At 58.2% G+C, this 16311-nt stretch carries 15 protein-coding genes and 1 tRNA gene; 6 read left to right on the plus strand and 10 right to left on the minus strand.

All coding sequences use genetic code 11. The features are described from left to right. Positions 1-108 precede the first annotated feature (108 nt). Entirely contained in the window at positions 109-519 is a 411-nt protein-coding gene (gene petE, locus ACVWZU_RS07535; RefSeq protein ID WP_457444179.1) for a plastocyanin, read from the plus strand. A 183-nt stretch (positions 520-702) separates the two neighbouring features. Further along, positions 703-933 (plus strand): hypothetical protein, encoded by a 231-nt coding sequence (locus tag ACVWZU_RS07540; RefSeq protein ID WP_011433402.1) that lies wholly within the window; start codon positions 703-705, stop codon positions 931-933. A 36-nt stretch (positions 934-969) separates the two neighbouring features. Here ACVWZU_RS07540 and ACVWZU_RS07545 read toward each other — a convergent pair whose 3' ends face one another. Beyond that, positions 970-1182 (minus strand): DUF2997 domain-containing protein, encoded by a 213-nt coding sequence (locus tag ACVWZU_RS07545; protein WP_414352013.1) that lies wholly within the window; start codon positions 1180-1182, stop codon positions 970-972. Between the two features lie 88 nt (positions 1183-1270). Between ACVWZU_RS07545 and ACVWZU_RS07550 the strand changes: the two genes are divergently transcribed. Beyond that, on the plus strand, positions 1271-2320 hold the full coding sequence (locus ACVWZU_RS07550; protein ID WP_457444181.1) for a potassium channel family protein: 1050 nt from the start codon (positions 1271-1273) through the stop codon (positions 2318-2320). Between the two features lie 29 nt (positions 2321-2349). Here the strand turns inward: ACVWZU_RS07550 and ACVWZU_RS07555 are convergent, their stop codons facing one another. From ACVWZU_RS07555 to ACVWZU_RS07590, 8 genes are all read right to left on the minus strand, one after another. Then, positions 2350-3018, minus strand: coding sequence for a PHP domain-containing protein (locus ACVWZU_RS07555; RefSeq protein ID WP_414522131.1), 669 nt, complete (start codon positions 3016-3018; stop codon positions 2350-2352). A gap of 90 nt (positions 3019-3108) precedes the next feature. Continuing rightward, entirely contained in the window at positions 3109-4326 is a 1218-nt protein-coding gene (locus ACVWZU_RS07560; RefSeq protein WP_457444197.1) for an RNA-guided endonuclease InsQ/TnpB family protein, read from the minus strand. A gap of 93 nt (positions 4327-4419) precedes the next feature. After that, positions 4420-5583 (minus strand): pyridoxal-phosphate-dependent aminotransferase family protein, encoded by a 1164-nt coding sequence (locus ACVWZU_RS07565; RefSeq protein WP_414380850.1) that lies wholly within the window; start codon positions 5581-5583, stop codon positions 4420-4422. Positions 5584-5617: 34 nt separating this feature from the next. Further along, positions 5618-5689: transfer RNA gene (locus ACVWZU_RS07570), tRNA-Cys, on the minus strand. An 82-nt stretch (positions 5690-5771) separates the two neighbouring features. Continuing rightward, entirely contained in the window at positions 5772-6953 is a 1182-nt protein-coding gene (locus ACVWZU_RS07575) for a CO2 hydration protein (RefSeq protein WP_457444184.1), read from the minus strand. Positions 6954-6989: 36 nt separating this feature from the next. Beyond that, positions 6990-8498 carry an NADH-quinone oxidoreductase subunit M gene (locus ACVWZU_RS07580; RefSeq protein ID WP_457444186.1) on the minus strand — a complete coding sequence of 503 codons (1509 nt, stop codon included), beginning with the start codon at positions 8496-8498 and terminating at the stop codon, positions 6990-6992. 12 nt (positions 8499-8510) lie between these two features. Further along, entirely contained in the window at positions 8511-10358 is a 1848-nt protein-coding gene (locus ACVWZU_RS07585) for an NAD(P)H-quinone oxidoreductase subunit F (RefSeq protein ID WP_457385738.1), read from the minus strand. Positions 10359-10433: 75 nt separating this feature from the next. Then, on the minus strand, positions 10434-11681 hold the full coding sequence (locus ACVWZU_RS07590) for a lipid-A-disaccharide synthase-related protein (protein WP_457444199.1): 1248 nt from the start codon (positions 11679-11681) through the stop codon (positions 10434-10436). 71 nt (positions 11682-11752) lie between these two features. On the opposite strand from ACVWZU_RS07590, the gene ACVWZU_RS07595 reads away from it, so the two are divergent. The 3 genes from ACVWZU_RS07595 to ACVWZU_RS07605 all read left to right on the plus strand — a co-directional run bounded on the left by ACVWZU_RS07595 (position 11753) and on the right by ACVWZU_RS07605 (position 14987). After that, positions 11753-12088, plus strand: a complete 336-nt coding sequence (locus ACVWZU_RS07595) for a hypothetical protein (protein WP_011433411.1) — start codon at positions 11753-11755, stop codon at positions 12086-12088. A 109-nt stretch (positions 12089-12197) separates the two neighbouring features. Continuing rightward, on the plus strand, positions 12198-13244 hold the full coding sequence (locus tag ACVWZU_RS07600) for a thiamine phosphate synthase (protein WP_457444188.1): 1047 nt from the start codon (positions 12198-12200) through the stop codon (positions 13242-13244). 219 nt (positions 13245-13463) lie between these two features. Beyond that, the gene (locus tag ACVWZU_RS07605) at positions 13464-14987 is read left to right on the plus strand and encodes an AAA family ATPase (RefSeq protein ID WP_457444201.1); all 1524 of its coding nucleotides are present in this window, start codon (positions 13464-13466) and stop codon (positions 14985-14987) included. A 103-nt stretch (positions 14988-15090) separates the two neighbouring features. Here ACVWZU_RS07605 and ACVWZU_RS07610 read toward each other — a convergent pair whose 3' ends face one another. Then, complete coding sequence (locus ACVWZU_RS07610) at positions 15091-15954, minus strand: J domain-containing protein (RefSeq protein WP_457444190.1); 864 nt, start codon at positions 15952-15954, stop codon at positions 15091-15093. Positions 15955-16311 lie beyond the last annotated feature (357 nt).

The raw sequence follows: 16311 nt of genomic DNA on the forward strand, positions 1-16311 counted from the left end.
AACTGTCCCTGCTGCCCATCCGCCTGGCTGGGTGCTCTTCGTAACCTGGAAAGGGGCAACCGAGCCGCAAAGTCTGGGATAACTGCTGTTACGTTTTGAGAGGAATCCATGTCTCTAGTTTTCAACCTGGTGAAGCGTTTGCAGCTCATCCTGCTCAGCCTTGTGGTTGGGGGGGTAGCTGTGTCGCTCTTGTCCAACCCTGCTGCTGCCGAAACCTACATCGTCAAAATGGGATCCGACAAAGCCCAGTTGGTCTACGATCCGCCTTCTCTCACCATCAATCAAGGGGATACCGTTCAGTGGGTGAACAACAAGGTCTACCCCCACAATGTTGTCTTCGACAAGGTGCCCGGTGGAGATGCGGCTCTGGCCGCCAAGCTCTCCCACAAGGCACTGCTCACTGCTCCTAAGCAGGTGGTGGAGTCGGCTTTTGTTGATGTTCCTCCAGGTGAGTACACCTACTACTGCACGCCCCACCGTGGGGCCGGAATGGTCGGCAAGATCATCGTGAACGGCTAAATCCACACCCCAAGTGCTGAACTTCTAGGGATCCCACTTTTGGTTTTGCCTTGCTGGACAGGGATCCCTGCCTTTAGCATAAAAGTTAGCCCTCTCAGGAGTGGGAGGGCTTTTTAGCGAATGAATACGCATTCGACCGGCTTGCCCTGTACTGCGCAAGTGTAGTTCTCAAACGGGTTCTCTATGACCACCAGCGTTAAAGGTTACCTGCTCTTGGCCGTTTCCTGCCTCAGCGCCATTGCTGCTGTTGGCTCAATTTTCGAGTTGGCTTCTGGCGAGCCGGATTTTGGCGTCGGCCCCACCAGCATCATCTTGGTTGTCGCTGCTCCATTGGCTGTTTGGCTGTTTCAGGCTGCGGTTGGAGCGGCACGGGCCGGCAATACGGCCGGGAAGGGAAGCAAAAAGAAAAAATGAGGAGACGGTGAGAACCCTGAGCAAATGGATATGGGGTCAGCAGGTTTGCTTCAAGGAGACCTCAGACTCCCTCTCAATTTCAGTCAGTTGGTGAAACTCCGGCAAGAGCTCCCGGTTCTGCACAGTTCCAAGAGCTGATTCCAAGCCGGCGGTAGCTAGGGTACAACTGGAGCCAGAACCATTCAGTACGGTCTCGGCGACCCGTCCATCTTTGCCGATCCGATATTCCACCTTGATGTACTCAGGCATCCGCACTCCACTGGTTACCGATCAACAACAGGTTCTTCCCCATTCTAGTTCTTGCTTCCTTTTCCTGGGCTAGATCTGGCTGGGCTCTATGGCTTCTGCTCGTCCCCCCTTCCAGGCTGCCAAAAGGGATCCCGGGATCCGGCGAGACCTCGGCTTGGGTGTGGGGGCATTGGTGTGTGTGGTGCTGATCGGCACCCTCTGGTACCACGGGGTGGAGCAGTGGCCTTGGGTGGAAGCTTTTTACATGACCGTTATCACCCTAACCACCGTGGGCTTCATGGAGGTGGGGCCGCTGGGGGAGCGGGGGCGTTTATTTACGGTGGCCTTGATCCTGATGGGGGTCTTGAGCATCGGCTTCATGGTGAATCGCTTTACAGAGGCCCTCATCCAGGGACATTTTCAGGAAGGGATCCGGCAGCGGAAATGGAAGAAACAGATGGAAGCGCTGAACAACCACTACATCATTTGCGGTTTTGGGCGCATTGGGCGGCAGGTGGCTCAAGAGTTTCGAGCAGAAGGGGTGCCATTTTTGGTGATCGATCAGTCTGCCGAGGCCATTCAGGTGGCTCAAGAGCTGGGATACGTGGCCCTCCAGGGGGATAGTACTCTGGATGCCACTTTGCTGGAAGCGCGGGTGCAACAGGCGGAGGGACTGATTGCCGCCCTATCTTCCGATGCCGAGAACCTGTACGTGGTCTTGTCGGCCCGCACCCTGAACCCCCGCATTCGCACCATTGCCCGCGCCAATACGGAGGAGGCTTTGCAAAAACTGCAGCGGGCGGGCGTTGCCCATGCCATTTCTCCCTACATCACGGGCGGAAAACGCATGGCGGCGGCTGCCTTACGCCCCCGGGTTGTGGACTTTGTGGATGGCATCCTTGTCGGTCGGGATCGCACTTTCTACCTGGAGGAGTACGAGCTGGTAGCCCAAGAATGTCCTTATGTCGGGCAAACCCTACGGAAAGCCGATTTGCGCAACCGATCCGGAGCTTTGGTGGTGGCGATTCGACGGGCGGATGGCCAGTTGATCGGTGGCCCCAGCGGAGAAACCCTGTTGCAGCCGGGGGATCTGCTGCTGTGTATGGGCACTGCAGAGCAGTTGCGTCGGCTTGGACAGTTGCTCTATCCACGCCCGTAGCAGCCCGTTCTCCACCTGGGTAGCCTGGCTCAAATCCGCCTCAGGATACTGGGGCCGTGAGAGTCGGTGCCGCAGGTTTTCAAAAGTCCGTAGGCCTCGGCCAACTCTTCCGCTTTCTCCGTCACTTCTGGGCTAGGGATCCAAATCTCCGGGTTTTTGTAGGCGTAGTAGACCTCAAGGCCATCTATTCCCAACTCCGCTGCTGCTGGGACGATTTCCTCTGCAGGCAGGCAATAGCGAAAGGGATGGGCCAACACCGCCAAGCCTCCTGCCGCTTGAATGGCCTGGATCGCGTCGGCGGCGGGCAAGCCGGGAACCTGCTCCCCTTGGGTAAAGGGATCCAGGACACCATCGGTGGGATCGAAGCCGTAGCCGAGAATATGCACTTCACAGCCCAACAGGTTTGCGGTGATCTCGATCCCCGGCCACAGGATGGGGTCGTCGGGACGATCCAGGTGGGCGCGGGCTCGCTCGTAGCCCTTCAGGGTGTGGTGATCGGTGATGGCTAGGCCCTTGAGGCCGTGCCGGCGCGCCTGCTCCGCCAGATCCACGGGATCCATCTGCCCATCCGAACAACGAGTGTGTAGGTGAAAGTTGTACTGCAAGGGACAAGAACGAGGGCCAACCCCCTGTAGCACCTGCCGCAACTCCCCAGCAGAAGGCACCACGCAGGGATCCCGTTCCAAGCTGACAACCATAGCCACCCTTGGGTTCTGAAGTTTTATTAAGCATGTCCCCCCATTGTAGCCAGGGGCAAGGGTCAGTGCTATGGGTCAAAGACTAGTAAACTACCCGACCCTGACTGCTTCGCAGTACAGGGCGGGCTTTCGGTAGCCCTGCAGTTGGCAAGCCAACCACGAACCTCTAGGCTGGTTTACAGCAGCCCCCAAAAGCGCAATCACATTCGCACCATTCAAATCCGCATCCCCTTCCCATCCACAGTGTCCACACTTAAACTTCTTTCCACTGCGGTAGGATTGCGCAGGGTCGGGATGAATGTGCAAACACCGGTGGCAGGTCTGCGACGTGTAGGCAGGCGGTACCAGAATCAAGGCAACCCCTGCACGCAGAGCCTTGTACTCCAGAAAATGACGGAGTTGATAAAACGCCCAACCGTTGGCCCTGCGCCGTTCGGCTTTGCTCCGCGGCTGTTGATTGACCCTTTCTCGGATCCCTGTCAGGTCTTCCAGGGCGATAGCGCTGTTGGTAGCTTTTGCCCTGGAGACAATAACTTTGGAGATGCGATGATTGACCCACGTTTTTGCTACGCAACGCTGACGCGACTGAAAGCGTCTCTCCTTGCCAGACAGCCGTTGCAACAGTTGACGGCATCTGCGCCGCGAACTGCGTGTGCCCTTACTGGCTTTGCGTTGGAGTGCCGCCCTCAGCTTGGAGTAGTGGTCGCGGACTCGGTTCAACTGCTGCCCATTCCAATTGTCCCCCTCTGACGTATGGGCGATATCCGTCCTGCCCAAGTCCACCCCGATCACCCTGTCGGTATCTTGTTGCTTGGGCGGGTTTTTCTCTACGCAAATCTGGATGTAGTAGGAGCCGTCCTTCCGCTGGACTAGGGTGGCCGATTTGGGGTTAGAACCAGCCAGCATCCCACGCTGGTAGTTACCAATGGCTAGTTCAAAGCGCTCTCGCCCCTCCACCGTGGTCAGCGACACCGTCCAGTCTTTCTCGCGAAATGAGAAGATACGTGCATCGTAGGTAACGAACCTACGCTTGAACTCTTTAACCGGACGGTTGCGCTGTCTCGCCACTTTGCGAGCGCCTGCCACCCGTCTGCACACCTGTTGAGCCAAGTTACTGGACAAGCCGAACCGAGCTCGAATCTCGTAGTAGCAAAGGGATTGCAGTTTAACCGCGTTGACGATCTTCTCCGGCGTGTTCTGGTTGACCCAGTTCAATGCCTGCACAAAGACATCCATCGTCGCGTCCAATTTGGCGGCTTGTGACGGGAACGCCTTGAGCTTACAGGATATGGTCAGGACTTGGCTCATAAGTCCATTGTACTTCATCAAAGCGCATTCCTCCCGGCACTGACCCTACGGGTACAGTGCGGGGCTCCTGCGATTTCTAGCTGAGCTGGGGGCTCAGAAGCCGTGGGCCAATACTTCCTCGGCGGCGCGAGTTCCCGCCCCTGGGGTGAAGTCGCTGTAGCCCACGGTGTGTAAAGCTGACTCCAGAGCAGCCAAGGTCATCAGCACATCGCGGTCACTCACAAAGCCCAAATGGCCAATGCGGAAGATTTTGCCCTTGAGGTGGTCTTGTCCAGCGGCAAGGGCGATGTCGAAGTGTTTCTTCAAGGTGCTGCGGATGGTGTCAGCGTTGATCCCTTCGGGAGCGAGTACAGCTGTTACCGAAGGACTGGCCGCTGACTCTGGATCAACCAAGAGCTTTAGCCCCAGAGCCTTGACGCCAGCACGGGTGGCCTGGGCCAGCTTGGCATGACGCCGGTAGATGGCTTCCAACCCTTCTGCGCGCATCATGCGCAGGGTAACCTGCAGGGCGTAAAACAGGTTCACCGCCGGTGTAAAGGGAGTGGTGCCTTGGCGCAGGGCCTTTTGCGCCAGCTTAAAGCTCCAGTAGTACTTGGGAAACCTAGAGCGCTCCGTAGCGGCCATGGCCCGCGGGCTGACGGCCACAAATCCCAGCCCTGGTGGGATCATATAGCCCTTCTGGGATCCCGAGGCCACCACATCCAAGCCCCATTCGTCCATTAACACCGGCATTGCCCCCACGCTGGTGACCCCATCCACCAGGACGAGGGCTTCCCCGTGCTCGCGGGCAGCAGCAGCAATGGCTTGGACATCGTTGGCTACGCCGCTGGAAGTCTCCGAGTGGGTGAGGATGACGGCTTTGATGGTTTTTTCCCGGTCGGCAGCCAGCTTTTCTTGGAAGATCTCGACGGGGTAAGGGATCCCCCAGGGGGTTTCCACCCGCTCACACTGAAGGCCAAACTGCTCGGACATTTCCGCCCAGCGCTCCCCAAACTTGCCGTTCACCCCCACCAAAACCCGATCCCCAGGGCTGAGGGTGTTGAGGATCCCGGCTTCCATGGCACCAGTGCCACTGGCGGAAAAGACAAACACATCGGAGGTGGTTTGGTGCAGCCAGCGCAACCCATCGGTGACCTCTTCCAAAATGGCGGTGAACTCTTTGCTGCGGTGCTCGATGGGCCCCCGTGCCATCGCCAGCAGAGCACTCTCGGGAACGGGAGTGGGGCCGGGGATCATCAATATCAGCTTGTCTTTCATGCTTGCCCTGCTTGGGATGCAAGTAAGGTTTAAAAGGTGGCGGCCAGATTCGAACTGGCGCATAGAGGTTTTGCAGACCTCTGCCTTACCACTTGGCTACGCCACCCCATTGCTCAACTGGGCGCAGATATTGTATCCGAAAAGGGGATCCCCCTTCCAGTAACTAAAAGTAGCAGTTCCCAGCTCAGCTAGGCCTCAACCCTTTCTTCCTGCACCTTTAACAGACGGGATCCCAGCAGGCGCTGCAGCCAAGGAGCCAGAAACTTGCGGTTGGCCATTTGCTGCTGGGGATCCTGAGTTTCCAGAGGGAAGGGGGCAAGAGCCCGCAGGGCGGCAGTGATAACACAGAACATGGCCTTTTGGAAGCTAAGGCAGATTTTCACCCGCAGGTCATCATCCCCGCGAGGCTGGCGGCGGTAGTGCTCTCGCAAGTAGGGGGGCAGGTGGCGCATCATATCCTGCATCAACAGGGTAGGCGGGATCCCAGCGCTGCCTACCGGCAGCGGATCGGCGTAGAGGGCGCCGTAGGCAAAGTCAGCCTGCTCAGCCGGGATCTGGTGGGCCTGGGCGTTGTAGGAAACCGTGCCCATAAAGGGAAAAGAGCGGAAAAACACCGCTTCCACATAGGGGATAGCCGTATCTGATAGGAAAGTCAGACCCGCCGAGAGAGGGATGATCTCGTAGCGGCGGCCCCAGATGCAGGGAGCGTAGGTGATAGGCTTGTCGGCAGCGGCCACCAACCCCTGCTGGATGTGAGCCACCACGTCGGGAATGGTGAGGTGGGGTTCTGTCTCAGAGCGCTTGGCCAGCGCCAGGAAAATATCGCTCATCACCCGCCAAAACTGGCCCAAGCCGCTGTACATAGCCAGCATGCGCACCTGTTCTAGAGCAAAGTCGGGAAACAAGATCCCCAAGCCCTGCAAGAAGGGATTGAAGCGGATTTTGGCCCGGATGGCTCTCTTGGCCCGCTCGACAAATTCAGGGGTATCCAGGTAGCGGTCTAGCCCCCCTCCCCCATGCCAGAGCATAGCCTTCATGCAGTATTCGGCAAACTCGTAGTTGATGCGGTCATGCCACAGGTAGCGCAGCCATTTGCCCAGGGTAATCTCGCCGTTGAAATACTTGAACGCCGGAAAAAGCTCCAAAAATTGGTGGTCGGCAATAAAGATCAAATTGCGCGAATAGGCATCCAGCACCTCGCCGTAGCTATGCAGGATGCCAATGACCTCTAGGCGATTGGCAGGGGCATCCGGCACAAGGGCTCCCCCTGCCTCTAGGCGCTGGACAATAGGAGCCAGTTGCAGTTGCTCCAGAGGAGATAAGCCGGCCAGAAAGAAGCAGGAAGGAGCAGGAGCAAGAGTGGCAGTCATGGGAGCAAAAGAAACTCCGTCGATCTCATCAAATCATCAAAAGGAAGACAACCCAAACTGAAAGGCAGTGACCAGTCCTGCAACACCAGCTAGGTTAGCCTTGGCCAAGGCCAAGGTGGTGGACTCCACCCAGCGGGTTGCCCAGCTAGGCTGCAGGCCCAGTAACACCACCAGCGTTGCCAAAACAACAGCAGGCAGGCGCTCTTCAGTGGCGTGGCGTTGCATGGCTATGGCCACTTGCGAGAGGCGCCCAAAAAAGACACGGTTCACCATCAGCAGAAAATAGGCCGCCGTCAATCCCGTCCCCACCATGCACAGGAGCGTTTGCAGGGGAAAGACGGCAAAGCTGCCCCGAAAGAGGGTGAACTCAGCTATAAAGCCCACCATGCCCGGTGTGCCGCCACTGGCCATCACCCCTAGCACCATCAAGCTGCCAATAAGCGGTAAGCCCCGCTCCGGGTTGAGCAATCCCCGCAGCAGCTTGAGATCCCGTGTGCCGGTGTTGGCATAGACGGCTCCCACCAGAAGAAACAGCAGCGAGGAGATGAGGCCATGGCTGACCATCTGAAAGATGGATCCCACCAGGGAGAGGGGAGTGGCTGCTGCTACAGCCAAGAGGATGTAGCCCATGTGGGCAATGGAGCTGTAGGCCACCAGCTTTTTCATATCCTGCTGCACCAAGGCGTTCAGGGATCCATAGAGCACGTTAACCACCGCCCAACCGGCCAGCCAAGGCCCGGCTTGATCCCAGGCATCCGGCAAGAGCTGCAGGCCAAAGCGCACCAGGCCGTAGGTGCCCAACTTCAAAAGCAAACCCGCCAGCAACACGGAAATGGGGGTGGAAGCCTCCACATGGGCATCCGGCAACCAGGTGTGGAAGGGCACCAAGGGGATCTTGATGGCCAGGCCCAGCAGAATGGGAATGAGCAAAAGGATCTGCGACAGCCGAGGTAAAGGGTGGGCCTGCAGGACGGTGTAGGTAAAGCTGTGGGCATCGCTCAGCCAACTGAGGCCGAAAAAGCCAATCAAGAGGAGGATCCCTGACAGAGCTGTGTAAACCAAAAACTTGGTGGCGGCATAGGTGCGGCGCGGCCCTCCCCAGATGGCGATGAGCAAATACAGGGGGATCAGCTCCACTTCATAGAACAGGAAAAACAGCAGCAAATTCTGAGCCAAAAAAGCTCCGGCCACCGCTGCCGCCAGCATAAGCACCAAGCTGTAGTAGAGGCGGGGCCGCTCCACCTGGCCGCTGGCCCAAATGGCCATCAGCACCAGTAGCCCGGTCATCACCACCAAAGGCAGAGAGATCCCATCGACTCCCAACTCGTAAACCAAGCCCAACTGGGGGATCCAGGCCATCTTTTCCGCCAATTGCAGGGATCCAAGGTGGGGGTCAAAGATCAGCAACAGCCCCGCGCTCAGGCCAAACAAAACCCACCCAAACCCCAAGGCCAAAGCCCGGTGCAAGCCCTTCCCCGCCTGCTCGGGAATCAACCCAATCAAGATGCTCCCCAACAACGGGATCCCAATCAAAAGGCTCAACATGGCTCTCTCCCATCAATAGGCCAACCCCAAATGGGGCGAACGCAGTAGCCAAGCTGTAACCAACACCATCCCGATGACAATCACCAGCACATAGAGTTGCATCCGCCCCGACAGGGTGTACTTGAGGGCTTCGCCGCTGAAGAAAAAGGCCAGGCTCACCCCGTTCACCAAGCCGTCCACTCCGTTGCGATCCAGCCACTCCAATCCGCGGGAGAGGGCGCTGACCGGTTGCACCACCAGGGCTTGGTAGAGGTGCCCCGTGTAAAAGTCGTGGGCCAGCAGATCCTGCAACTCCGGCCAGGGCAGATATACCCTCCGTTGGTCCCCCCAGTACAGCCAGCCGCCAATGGCTGCCCCCACCAGCCCAGCAGCCGTCAGCAGAGCCGCCATCCACCTCAGCTGCGGGTTCCAGTCGGGATAGAGCCCCCAGCGCCCCAACAGCCAGGGCATGAGCAAGGTTTGCACCGTCAGGATGCCCATGGGCAGAGCCATCAGCCAGCCCACCTCAGGGGCCCGGCGGGTTTTGGGTTGAGGGGATCCCAAAAAGACCAGGCCAAACACCCGCGCCAGGTTGAGAGCCGTCAGCCCATTCACCAGCAGCAGCACCCCCACCAGGGCCGGCTGCACCCCGCTGTAGACCAGCGCCAGGCGGGTCAGCGTCCAAAAGCACCCCAGCGGCAGCAGAGCCACCATCCCCAGGGATCCCACGGCAAAAGCGGCCACCGTGGCCGGCATGCGGCTGCGCAGGCCCCCCAGCTCTGTCAAATCTTGGGTAGAGGTGGTGTAGATGAGGGATCCCACCCCCATAAACAGCAGCGCCTTAGCCAAGCCGTGCATGAGCAGCAACTCCAGGGCCAGCTCCGGCTGCTGCATTCCCACTGCCACAAACACCAACCCCAAGTAGGCACTCGTGGAGTAGGAGAAGGTGCGTTTGATATCGATTTGCGCCAAGGCCACCAGGGATCCGCCCAGGGCTGTGATCGTGCCGATGGCCACCAAGACCCCATTCGTAATCGGCGACAGGGCCAGTAGCGGTTGCAGCTTAATCAGCACAAAAGCCCCGCAGGCCACCACTGCCGAATTGCGCAAAATCGAAGCCGGGTTGGGCGCTTCCATCGCCTCGTCCAGCCACAGGTGCAGCGGAAATTGAGCGCATTTGCCCAAGGGCCCTGCAATCAAAGCCAACCCCATCAAAGCCGCCCAGGTGGGATCCAAGCTAGTCGTAGCCGCCCAGTCCCGCAGGCCGGAAAAGGTCAAGGCCCCAGAAAAGTTGGAAATTGCCACCACCCCCATCAGCAGCAACAGATCCCCTACCCGCTTGGTTAAAAAAGCATCCCGCGCCGCCGTCACCACCAGAGGCTGGGCGTACCAAAAGCCCACCAGCAAATAGGTGGAAAGGGTGAGCATCTCCAGCAGGGCATAGCTGAAAAACAGCGAGTCGCTGAGGGCGATCCCTGTCATTCCCCCCTCGAAAAAGCCCATCAGGGCGGCAAAGCGACCCAGGCCCCAGTCCCTATCCAAATACCCCAGCGCATAGATCTGGGCCAGCAAGCTCAAACCGCTGATCCAGACGACGGCCCCCATTGTCAGGGGCGAGATCTCCAAAGACAGAGTCAAATCCAAATCGGCCACCCGAAACCAGAGGTAGTTCAAGATCTGGGGATCCCGACCCCAAACCTGCCGCAACAGCCAAAGGCCATGGGCAAAGGCGGCAAAAGTCAGAAGGATGTTGAGGTAAGCTGCCGGACGCGGGCCACTGCGCTTGACCCACCCCGTTGCCCAGGGAATGGCCAAAGCTGTTCCCGCCCACCCATAGCAAGGGATCCACCAACTGCTCTCCAACCCCAAAAGGTTTGACATCATTAAATGCTAAATAAAACGGAAAACTGGATCCAACGGAAATCAGTCAGGCTTTTGAATCGCTCGTTCTCTATTTCACGATATACCCGGCTCGAACGGTTCCAAAGTCGGGCCGGCTGGCCGGAGCCAATCTCGAAGTTGAGCGGCAATGCGCCGGGCGGCCCCTGGGGATCCCATGCGGCGGCGTCCATGGGCCTGCAACTCAGCCGCGTAGTTGGGATCGGCGGCCAGGCGTTCCAGAATCCGGCCAACCACGGCGGGAGCCTGCTCCACTGAGGTCAGGTGGACGGCGGATCCCAAAAGACGGGTCTGCGCTTCAGCAAAGCGCGGGGTAAACTGGGGCCCTTCTCCCGGCAGGGTCACCACCGGTTTTCCCAAGCCCACACATTGCTCGGTAGCCGTTCCCGCCATGGCCAGCACCACTGTTGCTCGTTGGGCACAGGCCCCGAAGTCCCCCCAAACCAGAAGCACATCGCTGCGCTGAGATGGGATCCAAGCCTGAAGCGGGTCTCGCTCCAGGTTGGGGCTGAGGGCAGCATAGACTTGCAGCTCCTTTGGGAGCCGCTCCACCACCTGCATCATCAGAGCCCAGTTGCGATAGGCTTCCGGCGGACGGGATCCGGGCAAGAGCAGCAAGGCCGGTCGGTGGGGATCCAAAGGCAATGCCCCGCGTGGCTCCAGGCCATCCATCATCGGGTTGCCCAGGTAAAAGGCCCTCAGGCCCCGTTTTTGCAAAGCTGTAGTCGTCAGCTCATCCCGCAAAAAAGAACCCAGGCAGCGCTTGTGGGCCATCAGCCAGCGCTCCCAGGGCAGGTAATCGGAAATCGGCTGCCCAAAAGGGATCCAGGGGCGTCGGTAGGGCCCCCGTTCATCTCGCCAGTAATAGTCCGACTTGGCCGTGCCTACAAAGGCGTAGGGGATCCCGCTCCACCATGCCATCAGCAAGGGCACAATATCCCCCACGGCCAGCACCAGGTTCCTCTGGGCTGCTGCCCGCCGAACCAACGCCAATTGCCGCCCCGTCAGCCCCAGCAAACCGGCCCGCAAATCCCGCCACAACTGCCGCCAATCCTGATAAATAAACCCCCCCGACGGCATCACCTGGGCAATGGGCAGCAGGGGGATCCCTTGGCGTTGGTAGGCTGTCCCTTCTCCCACAATCGGCAAGGCTTGCACCGGGATCCCCAGTTGGACTAGGGCAACAGCAAGGCGACTGCCCACCTCATCTTCCCCGTGTCCATTGCTCAGACACAGCACCTGCGGTGGATTCGTTGGATTCCATTGGGTTTCCACAGCTTGCCGTAGGCGCAATCTGGGCTGAATCAAGAGGGATCCCCCAGCTCACCAGAAATCTCCTCATAGAATAGAGCCAATCCAAGAGGGGAACCCGGGAGATGATCCGAAATGAGCGACAACGAGCCGAGCTTATTGCAGCGGTAGAAGCCCTTCAGCTGGAAGGCCCCTACTTTATAGAAGAGCGCCTCGCCCGCCATCGCGGCCCTTTCTTGCGGGCAGTGAAAGATGTGCCTGTAGGGGGAACTTGGTGGGAGATCCGCTACTTTCCCGCCTGCGAGCGCTATGCTTGGGCCTACTTGCCGGAAGGGGCCGGCCCACGGGCCTTCGCCTGGGGACACACGCCGCAGCAAGCCTTTCTTAACGCCTTATGGCATCACCCTCTTTCTCCTCAGGGCCAAGGACAGCCTCAGGGAAACCATTCCGATTTACAGTGAATTGACTACTCTCCACCCTACTGACTTGCTTCCGGCTAAGGGTAGGACGGGGCTTTAGGCGCATTTTTTTGGTAAAAATTAAGCAACTCTCTTCCCACGTATAGGGAACATGAAACCCCAGGCCGTCGCCCGTATTCTGGATGCCAACCTCGATCGAGCTCGTGAAGGACTACGGGTATTGGAAGAATGGTTTCGTTTCGGCCTGGAAGAGGGAGAGCTCTCTGCCGAATGCAAGGCCATGCGCCAAGCCCTAGCCCGCTGGCACAGCGATCCCCTGCGTTTGGCCCGCGATACCCCCGCCGATCCAGGCACCCAGATCTCCCACCCCCAAGAGGAGCAACGGCGGGATCTCCGCCACCTCTTGCAAGCCAATTGCAGCCGTGTGCAAGAAGCCCTGCGGGTGTTAGAAGAATACGGCAAGTTGGCCGAATCCCACCACTGGGTGGCCCCTGGCCTGGCCAAGCTGGCCAAAGACATGCGCTATCGGCTCTACGTCTTGGAAAGTGAACTGCTGGGCGGATCCCTGCGGCAGCGTCTCCTGGCAGCCCATCTTTACTTGGTGACCAGCCCTGTGCCCCACTGGCTAGAGGTGGTGGAAAAATCCCTGCGGGGCGGGGTGACCCTGGTGCAATATCGCCGCAAAAACCTTCCCGACGGCGAGATGCTGCGGGATCTCAAACAGCTGCGGCAACTGTGCAACCGCTACCAGGCGCTGATGATCGTCAACGACCGGGTGGACTTGGCTCTGGTCAGCCAGGCTGATGGGGTTCACCTGGGCCAGACGGATCTGCCGGTCGCCCAAGCTCGGCACCTCCTGGGATCCCAGCGGCTCATTGGCCTGTCCACCACCAACGCCGAAGAGCTGGCCCAAGCCCTGAACAACGACGTGGACTACATTGGCGTCGGCCCCGTTTACCCCACCCCCACCAAAGCGGAGAAACCCCCTGCCGGCCTGGAGTACGTGCGCCTGGCTGCCGAGAAAGCCCACCTGCCCTGGTTTGCCATCGGCGGCATCGATCCCCACAACCTGCCCGAGGTGCGTCGAGCTGGGGCCACCCGTGTAGCTGTGGTGCGGGCTTTGATGGAAGCTGCCGATCCCACCCAGACAGCCCGCACCATGCTGGCCGAACTGCAAGGGATCCCTGCCCTATCCTAAAGATCAACCGTGAAGCTCAACCGTGAGCATTTTGCTGCTTATTGGCTGTTCCAATCCAAATGGTTTCTGAACAAGTGAGAGGAAGATGAAGTAAGGATGTTCTAAACTCCAGAGGCGATGACAGAAGCCGCAAGAAAAACAAATCCAGACAGCAGGGATCCTGCCCTGGTCGAGATCCCGGCGGAGCTGCAAGCAGGGCTGGTGACAGAGCTGGATTTGATGATCCGGGCCCGCTACCCCCTGGTTTACTTGGTCTCTCCAGAAGAAGAGCCTGCCGATGCCGTGCTAACCCAAGTAGCCAGACGGACAGACCCACCGCGGCAATTGTTGTTCTGGGACTTGGTGCGGGGCTGGCAAGATACAGGCGAGGATCGGGGCTCCATCATGGCAGCTCTGGGGCGGGTGTGGCGCTCTGCCCCCAACGAGGACACCCTGTTTGTGCTGCGGGATCTGCACTTTGTGTTGCGCAACGCCAGCAGCGACAAAAACGCTCCCATCATCCGGGAGCTGAAAAACCTCAGCCGCGAGCTAAAACGCACCCGCAAGATGCTGATCCTGCTCAGCCACACCCTGGAAGTGCCCAGCGACCTGGCAGAGGAGGTCACCGTCGTCGATATTCCCTTGCCCAATAGCGAAGAGATCAGCCGCCTCATCCAGCTCTACGTGGCTCCAGATAAGCTCAAGCTTACCCCTCTGGCCCGCGAGCAACTGGTCAAAGCCTGTCAAGGGCTGAGCCGAGAACGTATTCGCCGCGTTTTGGCCCGCGCTTTGGCTGCCAAGCAGGAGGTCAATGAAGCCGATATCGACCTGGTGCTAGAGGAAAAAAAGCAGGCCATCCGCCAAACCGGCATCCTGGAGTTTTTCACCGCCCGCGAGACCCTCAAAAGCGTGGGGGGCCTAGATAATCTCAAGGCCTGGGTGCGGGTGCGCCAGGAAGCCTTTACCGAAGAGGCGCGGCGCTATGGCCTGCCCAACCCCAAAGGCGTGCTGCTGGTCGGGATCCAGGGCACCGGCAAATCCCTCTCCGCCAAGACCATCGCCAATGAGTGGCGGCTGCCCCTGCTGAGATTGGATGCCGGGCGGCTGTTTGCCGGCATCGTCGGCGAGTCGGAAAGCCGGGTGCGGCAGATGATCCAACTGGCGGAGGCGATGGCCCCCTGCGTGCTTTGGATCGACGAGATCGACAAAGCCTTTGGCAACATCACCAGCAGTGCCGATGGAGATTCTGGTACCAGCCGCCGGGTGTTTGGCAGCCTGATTACCTGGATGCAGGAGAAGACTAGCCCCGTTTTCATTGTGGCCACTGCCAACAACGTGCCGCTGCTGCCGCCAGAGCTGTTGCGCAAGGGCCGCTTTGACGAGATTTTCTTCTTGAACCTGCCCACCCAGGCTGAGCGCAAAGAGATCTTCCGGGTGCATTTGCAGCGGTTGCGCCCCAGCCGCCTGCGGGAGTTCGACCTGGAAGCCTTGGCAGCCACAGCTCAGGACTTCAGCGGGGCCGAGATCGAGCAAGCCATCGTAGATGCCATGTACAACGCCTTTGGGGGCAGTGGCAGCAGCACTCGGCGGGACTTTACCCAAGAGGATATCCTGCAGGCCATCCGCGAAACCGTGCCTTTGGCCTCGATTGCCCGCGACCAAATCGAGAGTCTTAAGTGCTGGGCTGCTCAAGCGGGCGCGAGAACGGCCTCTCAAGATGCCCAGGTGCTGCAGGAGATGAAGCAGTGTTTTGCCTCTTCTTGAGATTCAGAATGGGTGAAATCCACCTCCCAGCCCAAATAAGGCGGCTAGTATGCCAATACCCACAGCAACTCCAGCCGCTATCTTCAAGTTTTCTTTTAGGCTTTCAGCATCTGCCCTTTCCTTTATTGCGGTTAGCAGAAATATGCTGATCCTCTTCACTAAGCCCACTTATAAAATCCGGGGATATAGATTCGATAGGGACGGTTTTAAAATGATCGATCCTGCTTCTACAGTAGAGCTGAAGCTGGGAAAGCTCCGAGTCTCTGTCTTTCTCCATCTGGGCTATTGCTGATGTTGCCTCTCCTTGGAGCTTTTTAGCCCTTTCTACTTGATCCTTACTGTATTTGGAGTCAAGGACTGCTGACCAGCCAGCAAGAAATGAAAAGAGAATAAGTATGACACCAACAAGCTCCCAGCCAATCGAGAGAGCCAAAACACCGAGCAAGAGAAAGGTTAAACAAGATTGTATGTTGTCGTCCTTCGTAATAAATCTGTAGTCAATTCTGGCATCTTCCTCCCTTACTCCAATAGCGATTAAGTTCTTCTTGAGTTCAGACTTAACTTGCTCTATTTTCTGGTTATAGTTAGCCTCGATATTTTTCTTGCGACGTTCTATCTCTTCTGCAGCTTCCTTTATCTTGTCGAAGTCAAAGGGCCAAGGGTTGCCGTCTTGGGTGCTGTAGCTGCGTTCCGCTTTCAAGTCTTGGCCATGCCCGCTCCCTTTCGTGGACGAAGTCTGGGAAAGTCTTTGGGAGTCATAGGCTTTTCGCTTCACAGGATCGCTCAGTATCGAGTACGCCTCCTGAATAGACTTAAACTTTTCCTCAATGTACTGCCGCGCTTTAACAGGCGTATCTGGGTGAAGTTCATCGGGATGGTATTCTTTGGCAAGCCGCCTGTAGCTCTCTTTAATTTCTTCTAGAGTTGCATTGGGCTGTAATTCCAGCTCGCGGTAAAGGTCTTTCATGGGAGGATCCGGCGCAGGGGGCCTTGTGCCAGCTACTTTGATGCGGGGATCCTATTCCCTGAGGGGAAGCCTTGCAAAGTGCTACTCAATACCTAGACTCTTTTTTAAGCCTATTTTAGGGATCGGACAGCTCCAGCCAAGCAGCCCTTGGCTCCTCCCTCAGCTAGAAATCGCAGGAGCCCCGCACTGTACCCGTAGGGTCACTGCCGGGAGGAATGCGCTTTGATGAAGTACAATGAACTTATGAGCCAAATCCTGACCATATCCTGCAAGCTCAAGGTGTCCCCGTCGCAAGCCGCCAAATTGGACGCGACTTTGGAGGCTTTTGGCCAAGCCTTGAATTGGGTCAACCAGAAC

The sequence above is a fragment of the Thermostichus sp. MS-CIW-26 genome, assembly GCF_054059115.1.

Excerpts from the sequence above, each read along its gene's own strand:
- petE (WP_457444179.1), top strand. The coding sequence starts at position 109 with ATGTCTCTAGTTTTCAACCTGGTGAAGCGTTTGCAGCTCATCCTGCTC.
- ACVWZU_RS07540 (WP_011433402.1), top strand. The coding sequence starts at position 703 with ATGACCACCAGCGTTAAAGGTTACCTGCTCTTGGCCGTTTCCTGCCTC.
- ACVWZU_RS07545 (WP_414352013.1), bottom strand. The coding sequence starts at position 1,182 with ATGCCTGAGTACATCAAGGTGGAATATCGGATCGGCAAAGATGGACGG.
- ACVWZU_RS07550 (WP_457444181.1), top strand. The coding sequence starts at position 1,271 with ATGGCTTCTGCTCGTCCCCCCTTCCAGGCTGCCAAAAGGGATCCCGGG.
- ACVWZU_RS07555 (WP_414522131.1), bottom strand. The coding sequence starts at position 3,018 with ATGGTTGTCAGCTTGGAACGGGATCCCTGCGTGGTGCCTTCTGCTGGG.
- ACVWZU_RS07560 (WP_457444197.1), bottom strand. The coding sequence starts at position 4,326 with ATGAGCCAAGTCCTGACCATATCCTGTAAGCTCAAGGCGTTCCCGTCA.
- ACVWZU_RS07565 (WP_414380850.1), bottom strand. The coding sequence starts at position 5,583 with ATGAAAGACAAGCTGATATTGATGATCCCCGGCCCCACTCCCGTTCCC.
- ACVWZU_RS07575 (WP_457444184.1), bottom strand. The coding sequence starts at position 6,953 with ATGACTGCCACTCTTGCTCCTGCTCCTTCCTGCTTCTTTCTGGCCGGC.
- ACVWZU_RS07580 (WP_457444186.1), bottom strand. The coding sequence starts at position 8,498 with ATGTTGAGCCTTTTGATTGGGATCCCGTTGTTGGGGAGCATCTTGATT.
- ACVWZU_RS07585 (WP_457385738.1), bottom strand. The coding sequence starts at position 10,358 with ATGTCAAACCTTTTGGGGTTGGAGAGCAGTTGGTGGATCCCTTGCTAT.
- ACVWZU_RS07595 (WP_011433411.1), top strand. The coding sequence starts at position 11,753 with ATGATCCGAAATGAGCGACAACGAGCCGAGCTTATTGCAGCGGTAGAA.
- ACVWZU_RS07600 (WP_457444188.1), top strand. The coding sequence starts at position 12,198 with ATGAAACCCCAGGCCGTCGCCCGTATTCTGGATGCCAACCTCGATCGA.
- ACVWZU_RS07605 (WP_457444201.1), top strand. The coding sequence starts at position 13,464 with ATGATCCGGGCCCGCTACCCCCTGGTTTACTTGGTCTCTCCAGAAGAA.
- ACVWZU_RS07610 (WP_457444190.1), bottom strand. The coding sequence starts at position 15,954 with ATGAAAGACCTTTACCGCGAGCTGGAATTACAGCCCAATGCAACTCTA.